This is a genomic window from Pedobacter sp. WC2501, assembly GCF_052682415.1.
The window spans coordinates 972,272-987,863 of sequence record NZ_JBQZFI010000001.1 but is presented as its reverse complement, the minus strand read 5'-3'; the positions used below and the strand labels follow the sequence as shown (position 1 = coordinate 987,863).

15 protein-coding genes are annotated in these 15,592 nt (G+C 39.5%); 6 read left to right on the top strand and 9 right to left on the bottom strand.

The genetic code is table 11. The features are described 5' to 3' along the window. The first annotated feature begins 396 nt into the window (after positions 1 to 396). The gene (locus ACUN24_RS04220) at positions 397 to 2,817 is read left to right on the top strand and encodes a DUF5916 domain-containing protein (protein WP_445561394.1); all 2,421 of its coding nucleotides are present in this window, start codon (positions 397 to 399) and stop codon (positions 2,815 to 2,817) included. A gap of 159 nt (positions 2,818 to 2,976) precedes the next feature. Here ACUN24_RS04220 and ACUN24_RS04215 read toward each other — a convergent pair whose 3' ends face one another. Continuing rightward, positions 2,977 to 3,966, bottom strand: coding sequence for a helix-turn-helix domain-containing protein (locus ACUN24_RS04215; protein ID WP_445561393.1), 990 nt, complete (start codon positions 3,964 to 3,966; stop codon positions 2,977 to 2,979). A 96-nt stretch (positions 3,967 to 4,062) separates the two neighbouring features. On the opposite strand from ACUN24_RS04215, the gene ACUN24_RS04210 reads away from it, so the two are divergent. Then, positions 4,063 to 4,788 (top strand): hypothetical protein, encoded by a 726-nt coding sequence (locus ACUN24_RS04210; protein WP_445561392.1) that lies wholly within the window; start codon positions 4,063 to 4,065, stop codon positions 4,786 to 4,788. Between the two features lie 8 nt (positions 4,789 to 4,796). Here ACUN24_RS04210 and ACUN24_RS04205 read toward each other — a convergent pair whose 3' ends face one another. From ACUN24_RS04205 to ruvX, 7 genes are all read right to left on the bottom strand, one after another. Beyond that, positions 4,797 to 5,822 carry a DUF3078 domain-containing protein gene (locus tag ACUN24_RS04205; RefSeq protein WP_445561391.1) on the bottom strand — a complete coding sequence of 342 codons (1,026 nt, stop codon included), beginning with the start codon at positions 5,820 to 5,822 and terminating at the stop codon, positions 4,797 to 4,799. A 93-nt stretch (positions 5,823 to 5,915) separates the two neighbouring features. Further along, on the bottom strand, positions 5,916 to 6,239 hold the full coding sequence (locus ACUN24_RS04200; protein ID WP_445561390.1) for a hypothetical protein: 324 nt from the start codon (positions 6,237 to 6,239) through the stop codon (positions 5,916 to 5,918). Continuing rightward, the gene (locus ACUN24_RS04195) at positions 6,236 to 6,988 is read right to left on the bottom strand and encodes a hypothetical protein (RefSeq protein WP_132395708.1); all 753 of its coding nucleotides are present in this window, start codon (positions 6,986 to 6,988) and stop codon (positions 6,236 to 6,238) included. Before ACUN24_RS04195 ends, ACUN24_RS04200 begins: the two co-directional genes overlap by 4 nt. Positions 6,989 to 7,036: 48 nt before the next feature. Beyond that, positions 7,037 to 7,879 (bottom strand): glucosaminidase domain-containing protein, encoded by an 843-nt coding sequence (locus ACUN24_RS04190; protein WP_445561389.1) that lies wholly within the window; start codon positions 7,877 to 7,879, stop codon positions 7,037 to 7,039. Between the two features lie 95 nt (positions 7,880 to 7,974). After that, positions 7,975 to 8,649: a glucosaminidase domain-containing protein gene (locus ACUN24_RS04185; RefSeq protein ID WP_445561388.1), complete on the bottom strand. Its 675-nt coding sequence runs from the start codon at positions 8,647 to 8,649 to the stop codon at positions 7,975 to 7,977. 82 nt (positions 8,650 to 8,731) lie between these two features. After that, positions 8,732 to 9,367 carry an O-methyltransferase gene (locus tag ACUN24_RS04180; RefSeq protein WP_445561387.1) on the bottom strand — a complete coding sequence of 212 codons (636 nt, stop codon included), beginning with the start codon at positions 9,365 to 9,367 and terminating at the stop codon, positions 8,732 to 8,734. Between the two features lie 7 nt (positions 9,368 to 9,374). Further along, complete coding sequence (ruvX, locus tag ACUN24_RS04175) at positions 9,375 to 9,791, bottom strand: Holliday junction resolvase RuvX (RefSeq protein ID WP_215165363.1); 417 nt, start codon at positions 9,789 to 9,791, stop codon at positions 9,375 to 9,377. Positions 9,792 to 10,497: 706 nt separating this feature from the next. Here ruvX and ACUN24_RS04170 point away from each other — a divergent pair. From ACUN24_RS04170 to ACUN24_RS04155, 4 genes are all read left to right on the top strand, one after another. Beyond that, the gene (locus tag ACUN24_RS04170) at positions 10,498 to 11,646 is read left to right on the top strand and encodes a DNA polymerase III subunit (RefSeq protein WP_445561386.1); all 1,149 of its coding nucleotides are present in this window, start codon (positions 10,498 to 10,500) and stop codon (positions 11,644 to 11,646) included. 1 nt (position 11,647) lies between these two features. Then, positions 11,648 to 13,168: a regulatory iron-sulfur-containing complex subunit RicT gene (gene ricT, locus ACUN24_RS04165; protein WP_445561385.1), complete on the top strand. Its 1,521-nt coding sequence runs from the start codon at positions 11,648 to 11,650 to the stop codon at positions 13,166 to 13,168. Then, a complete protein-coding gene (locus ACUN24_RS04160; protein ID WP_445561384.1) occupies positions 13,137 to 13,634 on the top strand; it encodes a gliding motility lipoprotein GldH in 498 nt (165 codons plus the stop codon). The genes ricT and ACUN24_RS04160 overlap by 32 nt, the downstream gene beginning before the upstream one ends. 147 nt (positions 13,635 to 13,781) lie before the next feature. After that, on the top strand, positions 13,782 to 14,024 hold the full coding sequence (locus ACUN24_RS04155) for a hypothetical protein (protein WP_445561383.1): 243 nt from the start codon (positions 13,782 to 13,784) through the stop codon (positions 14,022 to 14,024). 93 nt (positions 14,025 to 14,117) lie between these two features. Here ACUN24_RS04155 and ACUN24_RS04150 read toward each other — a convergent pair whose 3' ends face one another. Next, positions 14,118 to 15,419 (bottom strand): UDP-N-acetylmuramoyl-tripeptide--D-alanyl-D-alanine ligase, encoded by a 1,302-nt coding sequence (locus tag ACUN24_RS04150; RefSeq protein WP_445561382.1) that lies wholly within the window; start codon positions 15,417 to 15,419, stop codon positions 14,118 to 14,120. Positions 15,420 to 15,592: the final 173 nt, after the last annotated feature.

Genomic DNA, 15,592 nt, shown 5'->3' with positions numbered 1-15,592 from the left:
ATTTTACTCAATTGTGTCGATACGATAAGGTATAGAACGGAAAAAATCAATTTATCTCCAAACTAAAGTCTTTAAGCTATAAAAGCTCGTTATTTACCAGGAAAGATGCTGAAATAAATTCAGCATGACGATCGACCTAGACAACGGCGCTAAATATGAATTAGCTGAGATGTGCACACGATAGCTAAGTTTGGGAGCGGTGCAACAAAAAGTATTTCCGTTTCTGTCGGGTTTAAGCACAATGGTTTCCTGTCAGGAGGAAAGGAAATAACGGACAAAATATTGCGCTGAAAATCAATAAAATTTAAATCGTTGAATGACTTAAATTTTATGTTTTTTTCATTTGGTGCAACATTCTGGTTAAGGCATGGTCTTATACCCAACTAACCTAAACGAATGAAACGCTGTATCATCCTTCTTTTTATATTTTCTTTTGCTTTTTCTCAGGCTCAGGATATTTCGAAACAGCGCCAGTTGGAAGCGAAAAGAACGCTGCAAAGCCCCAAAATAGATGGTGTTTTAGATGATGAATGCTGGAATAATGTTCCCATTGCTACTGATTTTATTCAGATCAGGCCAGATCCAGGAAAGATAGAAGCCCACGACCGGCGTACCGAAATGAAGGTGCTTTACGATGATGTGGCGGTTTACGTCTATGCGCGGATGTACGATCATCCTGATAGCGTTTCGCACGAACTGGTTTCGAGGGATAATATTGGTAACGCCGATTTTATTTCGATAATTCTTGATCCTTTTTATGATAAAATGAATGGGAACGGCTTTTTCGTAACCGCTGCCGGTGTACAGTTTGATGCTAAATATTCGCAGGTTGGTGATGAAGATGCAAATTGGAACGCGGTATGGGAAAGTGCCGTTAAATTGGATGATAAAGGCTGGACCTGTGAAATGAAAATTCCCTATTCAGCCCTTCGTTTTTCGAGTAAAGATGTTCAGCATTGGGGATTGAACTTTAGCCGCAGGATACAGCGGAGCAATACGCAAACTTTTTGGAATTTTGTCGACCCGAAAGTAAATGGCTTCATCAATCAGGAAGGCCTTTGGACAGGGATAAAAGATATTAAACCGCCATTAAGGTTATCTTTTTCGCCTTATATTTCGGCGTATGTAAACCATTATCCGGTTAATTTGCCAGGGGTAAAAAACACCACCTCGCGGTTTAATGGTGGGATGGATGTAAAATACGGGATCAACAACAGTTTTACCCTTGATATGACGCTGGTACCCGATTTCGGTCAGGTGCAATCTGATAACCGGATCCTGAACCTTACCCCTTTTGAAGTAAAATTTAACGAAAACCGCCAGTTTTTTACCGAAGGAACAGAACTTTTTAACAAGGGGGATCTTTTTTATTCGAAACGGATTGGTTCTATTCCGTCCTATTACAATTATAGTGGCGTAGGCAGCGATAAAATTGTGAAAGATCAAACTGAAGCCAAGGTGCTGAATGCTACAAAAATATCTGGACGGACGGCGAAAGGCCTTGGTATCGGAATTTTTAATGCGGTTACCAACGGCATGGAAACCGAAGTGGAAGATGCTCAGGGTAACCTCCGGATGGTCGAAACCCAACCGCTTACCAATTACAATATTCTGGTTTTCGATCAATCGCTAAAAAACAATAGTTCGGCAACATTTATCAATACCAATGTGTTAAGGCGGGGCGCTGCCTACGATGCTAACGTAACGGCCTTACTTTTTAACTTAAACAATAAAGGCAATAAGTATTTTGTTAACGGTGCGGCTAAAATGAGCTATTTAAAAGGTAATGAAACCAATGCCGGATACAGTTATGGGCTTAAGTTTGGCAAGCAGAGTGGTAATTTTACCTGGAGCTATTCACAGCAATACGCCGATGATAAATTCGATCCGTCTGATTTAGGTTTTTTTACCAATAACAATTTTTTAGATCAGGTGGCGGATTTTCATTATAATGTTTATAAACCAAGCAGTTGGTACAATCAGTTATTAAGCTACTTTAATGTTTTATACTCGAGGAGGGCTACACCAGGCAGCTTCCAAACTTTTTCAGTAGAAGGCGGACCTTATGTTCAATTTAAAAATCTTTGGTCGGCAGAAGTAAACGGGATCTATACCGCTGCAAAAAACGATTTCTACGAATCCAGAAACGGACAGGTATATAAAGCCCCTGAAAGCTATAGTTTCGTTTTATATATTAATCCCAATCGTGCAAAAGCTTATAACTTTGGTGGAAATATCCGTTACAGGGAACAGGAACTTTTTAAGGGCAAAGAGTACAATTTTTACTTTTTCCAAAACCTGCGGATAAACGATAAAATTGCTTTTGGTTTAGACCTTAATTTTAACCCGAATTATAATTATGTAAACTGGGTAACGGCACAGGGTAATAAAGCCATTTTCTCCAAATACGACCGCAGAACGGTAGAAAACTCTTTCGATGCCAAATATACTTTTACCAATTTAATGGGATTTACGGTGGTTCTGAGACATTATTGGAGCGACAGAAGGAATAAAGAATATTTCTTGCTTAAACCTGATGGCAATTTAACCGATTATACCGGAGCGCCGCTAAATGGATTGGACAGAAATTACAATGTATTTAACATTGACTTAATTTATACCTGGCAGTTTGCGCCAGGCAGCACTTTATCTGTATCCTATAAAGATGCGGCAGAAACTTACGACTCTTATTACACCCAGCGATACAATAAAAACCTGAGCGGGATTTTAAACGCCCCGCAAAATAACAGCCTTTCGGTTAAGGTTTTGTATTATGTAGATTATCTGGACTTTAAGAAAAAAAGGAAAAAGGTTTAAACTCCTTTTCGTCATGCTGAATTTATTTCAGCATCTTTCTTGCAGTTAGGACCCTGAAATAAATTACCTTCGGTGAGCTCGCTAAAGGCTCGGTTTACTACGTAGCTTTCCGCTGCGCTACAGATCAGGGTGGCGATCACTTTTAGGCTAATAACTAACTTAACGCGCTTTCCCCGGGCTTATGCCAAATTTCTTGCTAAAGGCATTACTGAAATGTTGTACCGAAGAATAACCCAGTTCATCTGAAATGTTTTTGATGTCCTTGCTGCTATCTGCTAGTAGCTCTTTGGCCTTCAGTAGTTTGTAGTCACTCAAATAACCAAAAACAGTATTTTTAAAGACTTCTTTAAAGCCATGTTTCAGCTTAAATTCATTTATGCCTGCGGTTTTGGCCAATTCGATTAATGATGGCGGATGATTGGCATTGGCCAGCAGGTATTCCCGGGCATAATAAATCCTTTCTTTATCATAAGCGGATTTGAGGGCCGGTCTTTCGGTCTTTTTAGCCGCTTCTTCAAAAGCCTGGGCCTGTAGTGCCAGCAGTTCCAAACATTTAGACTGAAGAAACAATAATTTTAATCCACCTGTAAAGTTGCAGTTCATAATATCATTAATGCAGCTATGCATGGCCAGGGTAATGGGCAGGTTTTCTGATGAAATTTCTACCGAACGGCTGTTCATGATGTTTTCGGCAAAATTCTTTAACAGGTTGCTGCTTTCGCAGGTTAAATCAATAAAGCGTGATCTTTCGAAATTTACTTCAAAAAATTTATGCGGACCTCCCATATCAAACTCTGCCATCCCGTCAAAATCAGGACTATAAATAATGTTATGCTGATTTGCTTTAATATCCAGACGTTTATTGGTGAGGTAATTTTCCATAATGCCCCCACCGGTGAGTGCAAAGTGGAGCTCTACCAAATCAGGTTCATCAAAAGCTTTGATGCGCAGGCGGCTCTGTTTCACCACCATATCGCCGTAAACAATATAAATGCCCGAAAAAGCAATCTGTACGATCTCTGCATCGCCAAAAGGAAAACTGTATTTATCCCTTCTTTCGGTTACCAGTGGCTGATTAAATTCTGTATTGTCGAACTTGCTACCAACAGTATAGTATTTATCGTCACTGTCGTAAATGTTTAAGGCCATAAAATCCTTTTGATATAAACTTTAATCCTTTTGGTATAAAAAGATCCGTTTGTTAGACCATTATTTTTGTTCAAAGTTACTAAACAAAAGAATACGATGGCTAAATTACCTTCATGGCTGGCCGACACAATGGAAAAAGTGATCAGCAATAAAATATATCAAGTAGAAGTTGCAGAAACCAAAATGTTAAGCAGCAACTTAAAGTGCGTTACATTTAAAGGTGATTTTTTCGATGCTAAATTTATTCCCGGAACGGAGGTACTGTTTAGGGTTAACGCCAACGAGTACAGGCATTATACATTATCAGGCTTTGACGAAGCACACGAAACCTGTGAAGTGATTTTTTACCTGAACAGGCAAGGCCCAGGTCATCATCTGGCCGTAAACATCCAAAAAGGAGACCGTTTAAAACTGATTGTAGACCGGGCAAAGGTAAAATATAATGAAGCATCCAATCAGCATTTCTTTTTTGGCGATGAAACCAGCCTTGGTTTGTACGAATCGTTAGGTAAAAAGGTGATTGATGAAGATGTAGAATATTTTGGGGTGTTGGAACTTCAGGAAGAAAACCTGCATTCGGTTAAACACGTTAAATTGTTAATTGATACCGTACCATCTGACCTGAACGCCCCTGCTAAAAATGCCATTACCTGGATGGATAATATGCACCCGCTATGTTGGGAAATGTGGCAAAATGCTACATTTTATTTAACGGGCAGGGCGAAATCTGTACAGCAGTTTAAACGTTACCTAAAGCAAAGGGGCGTAAGCTTTAGACAGATTATTACCATGCCCTATTGGGAAATGGGTAAGGTTGGTTGAGGGTAGACTTACCTCGGGAACGTAAAGCCAAAACCAAGGGCCAGTGTTTGGTTGGCCTGTATTTTATTGGTGCCCGTATCTTTATCAAACAGGAGTACGCCAGTTAAACTTGTGTTCATAAAACGATTGATTTTTGCCGTTAATGCAACATCTAACCGGTGATCAATATTGCTCATCTTGAAATCCTGATACGGAATGAACATCTGATAACGTGCCTTAAGGTTTGTATTGGTAAATATATCCTTATCAATTGCACTTACAATCTGAAAAGCCAGCTCATTACGTACTTTTTTGCCATAATCTACCCCAAAAACACTGGCTTTTGGTGGATTGGCATTATTAACCGGGTCGAGAAAAAGTTTTTCATCCAATACAAAAGTTTGGCGCGCAGTACCGGTACCTATACGGGTAGAAAAATATTTAACGGGTTTATACTCGAAACCGATAGATTCTGTTAAATAACCCGGGCCCATAAATTTTGAAATCAGCGTTGCGGTTTCCTGGCCGTTTACCATACTGTAAGAATAACCATTATCAAATTGGGATTCAAAACTTAACGATCCGAAGAAGAACCAGCTTTTGGAAAGTTGGAAAGAAGCTTTATTATCCCAAAAAATACGGTCGTTGGTTTTCTTTTGCAGCTGATCTTTATTTTTGATTTTGCCATATTGCAAAACAAGCTCGCTTACATAGCTATAACTATCTTTGTTGTATTCTGCTTTCCAGTTTAACAAACCGCCAACGGCTACCGAGTTGGTACCACCACCTTTCCAGTTGTTACTGAATTGGGCCTGGTTAACATTGATGCCAATGTTGGTTCTTGTTTTCCAGTAATTAATCCTGGCGTTTACAACCAAAGGCTTAATTTTTACCGGCTCAAAGTTTAACGGGCCCTGTCTGCTTGGCAGTGGACTGCGTTTCAACTTAATGTTCAGGTCTTTGGTATTGATGGGAATGGTATCAATTTCCTGTGCATATAATTGGGTAGAGCAGAAACTTAGAATCAGGATGATGGCAGCTAAACAGTTCTTCATTATTACAAAGAAAAAGAAAAAATTTAGAGATAAAAAGCATTTAACAAAATGATTGCCAGATCGGCAATTCAATTTGGACAGAAAATCGCCCTGTTATATTAATCTGATCCAGCCATACCAATTGCCATTTTTCAAGTAATTAAAGTCGGTTTCATGATCATAAGCTTCCTTTTCAAAAATAATGTTCCGGTACGCCAGATCGTGGTTTTGGTACTTAAAGAGGTTGATTAGGTAATTAAAAAGATACAACAGATAAAAAGGTAAAATAAGCAGTTCAATCTGCTGGCGCAAATGGATTTTCTCGTGGTTGATCATCTCCGGATCGTTTTTAAGCTTGGCCGATTTTAAAAGAATAAATGGAAAGATTGCCATACCGGCTGCCGGAAGTTTTTTAACTATCAGGATGGGCGCCTTCACAGCTTATCAATTGTTATTTTAGGTAATGCTGGCAATTGTAGTGCCCTAGGATTTAACCTGTAGCTTTTATAGGCATTCCTGATAAAAAGATTAAAGGAATAATCTGTTGCATCTAAAACAAATTGATAGGTAGGGCGATACTGCTGCATAAAATCGGTAAGTTCGGCATCTTTTATGCCTAATACCTGGCTAACCAGACTGGCGCTGAAACGATAATCGATCAGGTCTTCACGATAATCTTTTTCCAGGATTTTTTGAAGATGACGGGCATTTCTTCCTTGTTTGCTTAACAGGTTGTAAATGGCATCTATGCCTAAGCCAACACCACCGTTGCCTAAATTCAATAAATCTTTACTGCTTCCCTTCATGGTTTGGTAGCGGTATTCCTGAACATTTTTTTCGTATTGCTGCTGTGGACTTAATCTTTTTTGTTGAATTACGACATCGCGCAGTCTGATTCCAAGCGACCTGAGTTGAAAATATGCGGCCGTTTGTCCTTTAAAAACAATAGTATCAACACCATAGCCGGATAAAGCTGCAACTAAAGTGTCGCCAGGTAAAGCAAAGGTGCTAAACTCGCCTTTAGTATTGTTGTATAAACCATCACCCGTACGAATGTTGTAGATATAAACCTTGGCCAAACGTTGCTTGGTTTCTTTATCAATAACTATTCCCTGCACAGGTTTATTCTGTGCATGGAGCCACGTAGAGAAGCCGAAAACAAGTATAAAGGGAATAAAAAATTTCATTAAGCTACAAAACTACAAATATCTGGCAGGCTATGTTTGTACTTAACATTATTTAACCTTAAGTGTTTGGCCCAGCTTAATGGCGTCGGTACTCATTTCGTTGAGCATTTTTAACTGATCAACGGTCAAATTAAAGCGTTTTGCAATGTTGTACAGCGTATCTCCTTTAACAACGGTATAAGTGCCATCGGCAATAATCGGTTTAGCGCCTGCTGGTGGCGTTTCTACTGGTGCAAACTTAGCTTTCTCTTGTGGAATATTTTGATTGATTTCTGTAAAGACACGATCTTCCCGTGCGATCTTCTGCTTTTCGCTTTCTGATTGATCATACTGGTAAAGCTGGTATTTTTCGATGGTGTTAATTAACAGATCAGGATATTTAGGATTGGTTGCATATCCCGCTGTTTTTAATCCCTGCGCCCAGCTTTTGTAATCGTTTTTATCTAGCTGGAAAAGAAAGCTGTAACGTTTGCGTTTTAAAAATTCAGAATGATCCCTGAAAGATTCTCGGGCATCTTTATAAACCCTAAAACAGTCGTTTTTCTGGTCATCATCGCGGAAATAGTTTTTTCCCTTCCAATCTGATGTGCATTTAATGCCAAAGTGATTGTTCGCATACTTAGCCAGATCGCTATTTCCACTACCTGATTCTAAAATTCCCTGCGCCAAAGTAATACTTGCTGGAATACCGTTTGCATTCATTTCTTCTACCGCTACGCCTTTAAACTCATCAATATAACTTAAGGTATTGTAACTTCTGTACGAATTGTTATTGGCTTTGTTGGCTGCTTTTTCGATCTGTTTATTGTTTTTAGAAAATTTCCTGGAACCGCAAGAACTAAAAAAAATAAGGATTGCCGCGATTAGAAGGTAATGATGGTATGAACGCATATGGGGTTAATTTTTTAATCGGTTAACTGGTTAATTGTGAACTGTAAATTGCACATAGGAAATTAGACTTAGGACTCATGACTACGGACTTAAGACTAAAACTTAATCTTCTGTCCTGGTCTTAAGTTTGCTTTTTTTATTCCGTTTTTCTGCATCAGTTTTTTTACTGTTGTACCTTTCTTTTTTGCGATGATACCTAAGTTATCGCCTGATTTCACAGTATAGGTTTTTGTTGTTCTTCTGCTTCTGGTGCGGTGACGTACCGGGGTGGCATAAACAGGTTCTTCGTATCCTTCGGGCCTTTCGTCGTATTGGTAAAGCTCATATTTTTTAATGAGTCCAATAACCTGGCTGGCCCATCTTCTACTGCTTGCATAACCACAGCGGCGGATGCCATAAGCCCAACCTCTGTAGTCATACTGATCGTACTTTGCAAATAGATTGTTAAAAGGCTCACGGGTTTCCATTATTTCAACGAAATGGCTGTAAGATTCGTCCGCATTTAAATAATCACGGTACGAAGAATGGATATCTGCATTGTTGTTAGGCCCTTTTACACCAAAATGGTTATTGAGGTGCTGCGCAATTTTACTGTTTCCGGCAGCAGATTCATGTATGGCAACGGCTAAAATAACGCTGGCCGGAATTTTATGATCATGCATTAAACCCTGTGCATATGCTACGTGCGCTGCAATATATTCTTCTGTGTCTTGCGCTTTTGCAATAATCCCCGTTAAAAGGAACAGGCAAAAAGTAAAGATTTTCTTCATTTCTTTTTTGGTTAATATACCATGGTTTAATGGTTGATGGCCCTGGCTTAGCAGGCCATGAGCCATTAACTATATGCCGTCATCATTTCTTCCTGATCACAAACAAACCATCCCGAACAGGCAATATCAGTTTCTCAACCCGTTCATCTGCAGCGATTTTATCGTTAAAACTAGTAATATTTCTGGTGTCTTTATCCTGTTTCTCCTGCAGTACTTTTCCACTCCATAACACGTTATCAACAATGATAATCCCGCCAGGGCGAACGCGATCAAAAATGAGATCATAATAGGTGCCGTTGTTTTTCTTGTCTGCATCGATAAAAACAATGTCGAAAACTTCATCTAAACTTGCTATTGTAGTGGTAGCGTCGCCAAGGATGTAACTAATCTGATCGTTATATGGTGATTTGGCGAAATTTCGACGAACCATATCTTCCAGTTCTTCATTAATATCCAGGGTATACAGCAGGCCTTCTTTGGTTAGTCCTTCTGCCAGGCATAAAGTAGCATAACCGGTAAAAGTGCCGATTTCTAAAATCCTTTTAGGGGAAATCATTTTGCTGAGCATGCTCAACACCCTACCCTGGTAATGGCCTGAGAGCATACGGGGCATTAAAACTTTAAGGTTGGTTTCGCGGTCTATCTGTTGAAGCAGTTCGCTTTCAGGTTCGCAATAAGTAATTAGTAAATCCTGTAAATCGTCGTTTATTAGGCTCATTTGTTGGTTATAAACGGTTACTTTCCATAAAATATTGTAAAATGATGGTTGCAGCAATGGTATCAACCCTGTCTTTATCCCTTCTGTCCATTTTTTTTAGGCCACTTTGCATAATCGCCTGGTGGGCCAGTTTAGAGGTAAAACGTTCATCAACCCAATGCCTGGGGATATCGGGGAATGATTTTTTCAACAGCGTGGCAAAGCCCTTTACATGTTGTGCAGAATCGGATGGGGAACCATCCATTTGTTTCGGATCGCCGAGTACAAATGCCTCAACCTGCTCGGTAAGCATGTATTTTTTAATGTATTCGATCACATCTTTCGGGTGCACCGTATCTAACCCTGTTGCAATAATCTGCAAAGGATCGGTTACCGCAATGCCGATGCGTTTTGTTCCATAATCAAATGCGAGGATCCTTGCCATACAATGTTAAGCGTTGGGTGTTTGGCGCAAAGCGTTTATCACCGTTTAAAAATAAAAGCCAAAGGTAAGGTTTTTGAAATAATCGGTAAGACTGATGGTTAATGCTTTGTTAACCTGCGTGTTATTGACTTAAAATTGATTTGTTCTATTTTTTGTAAAGCAAAACCTGTATTACTTGGATATGTCCTGTCCTGCTGTATGATTTAGCCTTTGTGCTTTAGGGCTGCCGCTTAATGTCGTTATTTAAGCCATTGGCACAGGTGAAAATAATTTAGCTACAGATAAAAAAGGATTGACACAGATATAAAAATCCGTGTCCATCTGTGGTTAAAAACCTTAACTAAATGACATTGGGCTGCCGCTTCCATCAGGTTTAGTTGATGCAGACCGGTGCGGGTTGGGTAAAGTTGCAGCGTGTGCTATTTGATGTTCCGAAGAATTACTGATTTAGTTAAATAAACCTGATAGAGCGTAAAGCCCACAGCGTAGCGAGGACTTGAAGCGATAGCAGGATCTTCGGAACCAAAACGCACAGGACCTTGCTTTTCAAAATAATGTGGGCACATCAATTAACGGAAAAAATCTATTGAAATGATTCCGGCAATCTAAATTCCTAAGGTTTCCGGAACATCAAAAAGTGTATTTCAAAAGTAAGAACGTGATGACGAATGTGTGAATCTCATATCTATTTCTTATTTTGCACCAAATGCAGTTTAAAGAAATCATCGGACAGGAAAGAGTGAAGCAACAACTGGTGCAAACGGTTAAGGAAAACCGCATTAGCCATGCGCAACTGTTTTTGTCGCCTGCTGGTTCTGGCGCTGTGCCCCTGGCTATTGCCTATGCACAATACATCAATTGCCTTAATAAAGGTGAAAATGATAGCTGTGGCGAGTGTTCAAGCTGTAGAAAATACGAACGCCTCATTCACCCCGATCTGCATTTCTCCTATCCGTTTTTTGCTTCTGCCAGTGTAAAAACTGCTGTAGATGTGTTGGAAGAATGGCGGGGCATGTTAATGCATGATCCTTATTTTGATATGGATATCTGGCGCTCTAAACTCGATGCAGCCAATAAACAGGCCAATATTAACATCGCCGAGTGCCATGATATTATTAAAAAACTAAGTTATAAAGCCTTTGAGGCGGAGACTAAAGTTTTAATCATGTGGCTACCCGAATACCTGGATAAAGCCGGAAATGCGCTGCTTAAATTGATTGAAGAACCGCCTGCAAATACCTTGTTTATTTTAATCGCCCAAAGTCAGGACCAGATTTTAACCACCATTTTATCCAGAACGCAAATTGTAAAGATTCCGAAGCTTTCATCAGAAGAGGTAACCAGATATTTATTAAATGCAAGTGGATTAACCGAGCATCAGGCTATTGATTATTCCTTTTTGGCGGATGGGAATTTAATTGAAGCAAAAGCCCTGGCTGCAGATACGCAAAGCGACAGTTCTGGTACATTTACGGCCTGGTTAAGAATGGGATTTGGCAATAAAGTGCCCGATTTAATCGATTTTACCGACGAGGCAGCTAAGTGGGGAAGAGAAAACCAGAAGAATTTTTTAAAATATGGCGTAAATTATTTACGCGAATGCTGTTTAATTTTAAGTGGTGCCGAAGAATTGGTGAAATTACCCCCACTGACCTTTGAAACCGCAAAAAAACTCAGTACACACGTGCTTACCTTACCTATGGCAGAAGCCATAATTGGCGAACTGGAAAAGGCACATTACCACATTGAAAGAAACGCAAACCCGAAAATTCTGTTTTTAGATGTATCTTTACAATTGGTAAAAATTATCAAGTTTAAAACGCTCCCTGCGGGGACTCAATATATATACAATTAATATGGGATGTGGAAGTTGTTCAACAGGTGGTGGTTGCACCCCTAATGGATGCAAAAGTAATGGCTCATGTGGCACCGGTGGTTGCCAAACAATGGAAGTTCACGATTGGCTGTCTAATTTGGATATGCCTTCTAATTATAAACCTTTTCAGGTTACCGAAATCAAATTTAAAGGCTCACGTAAAGAGTTTTTCCTCAATAACGATAACATTTATCTGGAAATTGGAGAACTTGTTGCTGTTGAAGGGCCAACCGGTGGCTTTGATGTAGGGCACGTTTCGCTTACGGGCGAACTCGTAAGGATCCAGATGAAACGCCGTAAAACGGCACTTGATCAGGTAACCAAAAAAATCTACCGTAAAGCTACTGAAGCTGATGTAGAGAAATGGAATGCAGCTAAAGGGATGGAATGGGAAACTATGCACAAAGCCCGTAAACTGGCATTGGATCTCCGTTTGCAGATGAAAATCAGTGATGTAGATTATCAGGCCGATAAAACCAAAGCCACTTTCTTTTATACGGCTGATGGACGTGTGGATTTCCGTGAGCTGATTAAAAAAATGGCCGAGAGTTTCCGTATCCGTATTGAAATGCGTCAGATTGGGATGCGCCAGGAAGCTGGCCGCTTAGGCGGAATTGGCTCTTGCGGTCGCGAATTATGCTGTTCTACCTGGTTAACCAATTTTAAAACCGTTTCTACTGCTGCGGCACGTTATCAAAATTTATCATTAAATACGTTAAAGCTTGCTGGTCAGTGCGGTAAATTAAAATGCTGCTTAAACTATGAGTTAGATACCTACCTGGATGCTTTAAAAGATATTCCCGATAGAATCGAAAACCTGGATACTGAAGCTGGTTATGCCCGTCACCAGAAAACCGATATTTTCAAAAAAATCATGTGGTTCAGTTATCAGGGTGATGAAAACTGGATCCCGGTTAAAGCTGTGCGTGTAAAAGAGATCATGGCGATGAACAAGGCGGGTAAAAAAGCACCTAACTTAAAAGAAGAGGCCGTTCAGATTGCCGCGCCGGTTGTGGTAGAAAAGTCTTTTGATTACGAAAACGTAGTTGGTCAGGATAGTTTAACCCGCTTGGACGAACGTTCCCGAGGTAAAAATAACCAGAACAGGAACAACAATCAGAAAAATAACCGCAGCAACAGCCAGAATAAGAGGGAAAGAATTCCTGCTGGTGATAAGAATGTTGCGCCTATTAAGCAACAGCAAGCCCAGCAAAGCGGCCAGAAGAACCAACAAGGCGGGAAACCACAGCCTAACGGGCAGAAGCCGCAGCAACAGGCAGTACCAAAACCACAGCATGTTAATGGGCCAAAACCTCAAAATAATAAACCAAAACCACAGCAGCCACAAGCGCAAAAGCCATTAGTGAAAGCTGAAGGAAATGTAGCTGCAGAGGGTGTTAAGCCAGAACAGAGCAAAAATAAGAATAGAAATAACCGTAGGAAAAATAATAACCGCCGAAACAACAATAATGGCTCAGAAAATAAACCTGCTGCTGAATAAAAAGCTGATAATTTCGATTGGCTTTTTATTAATGGTTACCCTATTTGTGGGCTGCATGGCCAGCTTAATCGACAGCAATGTTGAGATTGCCGATCGTCGATGGACTTACCGCAACCATATTTCGACTACATTTGAAATAAAAGACAATACCAAAGCCTATAATATTTACTTCAAGATTAGGCATACCGCAGATTATAAATATGCCAATATATTTATTTTGGCTCATTTTAAAGACGGTAAAAAGGTAATAACCAGGCGTTATCAGTATAAACTCGCCAAAAATGATGGCGAATGGCTGGGTAGCGGTTCCGGAAATGTATTCAGTTATACCTTACCCATGCTTACCAACTATCATTTTCCAAGAAATGGCAAGTTTGAAATCGAAATTGAGCAGAATATGCGCGATAATCCACTCTTAGAGGTAAGTGATGTTGGTTTAACTGTAAGTGAATCCTTAAGCAATTGAAATTAATAACTCGTGAAAACATCTCTTTTTAGATTAATCTTTTTGGGTTTAATCTAAACACTTTCATCATGTGTAGAAATCTACCAGCTTAGCCCAGTCAAAAACAACTTCAATTACAAAAATAATATTGAATATGAAGTTTATGGAATGAGTTCTGCAAGCCAGCAAGCCACGGGAAACAGCAGAATAGTCGCTAAAGGCTATACTTTTGTTAGTGTAAAGGTGAAAGTGACTAATAAAACAAACGAAACCATTGATATAGATTTCTCAGAAGTTTCATTATTGGATCTTGTAAATAAGGTAAAATATCCGGGTTCTTTTGTATACCAAGCTACAGTTGTTGCAATCCCAGCAAAAAATAAAACATCTTTAGGACCTCAAAAAGTTTAAAAAGAATATTGCTGATTCGCTATCCGGATAAAATGAAACCTGAACTTTTAGAAATTACTGGTGAAAGGTATGAAATTCAATTTTCCAAGTAAGTTATAGGTATTTTAACAGGCTTTCCAGTTGCATTCCCCGCGAGCCTTTGAGTAATACCAAATGATCTTCAACCGGATTTTCCTGCAAGTAAGTGGCTGCCTCGTCTGGAGTTTCGAAAAACACACCTTTAATTGCATCTCTAAATGCATAAAAATCTTTTCCGATAAAAATGATCTGATCCAAACCACTTTCTGCCGCCTGTTTCGCAATAATTTCATGCTGACCAGCCGATTCTGGTCCTAATTCGAACATATCACCCAGAATAGCTGTTTTTTTATCGGCCGATAACACGGTAATATTATTCAATGCCGCAGTCATGCTGCTTGGATTGGCATTGTAAAAATCGCAGATGACTGTATTTTTTTCAGTTTTGGTGAGTTGCGAGCGGTTGTTTTTTGGCTGGTAGTTCGATAAACCGGTGTTGATTTCTTCAGGACTCATGTCAAAGAAGTCGCCTATACAGATTGCTGCCAGTATATTTTCAAAATTATAACTACCTGTTAAATTGGTTTTTACGGCTGACGAAACCTCGTGGTTAGTCCAATCCACTTCGATAAAAGGGTCGCTGCTTTTTAATGTACCTTTAATAGTATTGCCGTTTTCTGTTCCGTAATAAATCAGTTTATTTAATCCTGCAGCAGTGCTCATTTCAAGTAAGTGTAGATTGTCTCTATTGATAAAAGTGTATCCATGGGTTTCTTTTAAATAGGTGTAAAGCTCAGCCTTTCCCTTTTTTACCCCCTCAAACCCACCGAAGCCATCTAAATGTGCCATGCCTACATTGGTAATAATGCCATGGGTAGGCTGTGCAATGGTACAAAGCAATTCTATTTCCTTTTGGTGGTTTGCACCCATTTCAATTACCGCAACCTGAACCTCATCGGTAATGGATAAGATAGATAATGGAACACCAATATGATTATTCAGGTTGCCAAAGGTTGCAAAGGTTTTGTATCGTTCGGCTAAAACAGCATTTACCAGTTCTTTGCTCGTGGTTTTTCCATTGCTACCTGTTAAGCCAATAACTGGAATGTTAAGTTGTTTGCGGTGATGGCGAGCGAGGTCTTGCAAGGTACTTAATACATCTTCTACTAATAAGCATTGGCTGTTCGTTGCATACTTTTCTTCATCTACAACTGCATAAGCTGCTCCCTTTTCAATAGCCTGGGCGGCAAACTCATTAGCGTTAAAAAGATCTCCTTTCAATGCAAAAAAGAGACAACCGGGTGTGATGTTTCTGGTATCGGTAGAGATAATTTTATGCTGTAAATAATGCTGATAAAGGGTTTCTGTATTTGTCATTTCAAATGAATTGCGCAGGTAAAATTACGAATCAAGTCCAAATAAAACATTCTTTTTCCAATCTTCATTATTTCTTCATCAATTTCCTTCAAAAACACCTTAAATTCATTGTTTATAAACGAATTGCACTTGTTTTAAGCATCGCTTTTCAATCATTGTTTAACTAAACTAAT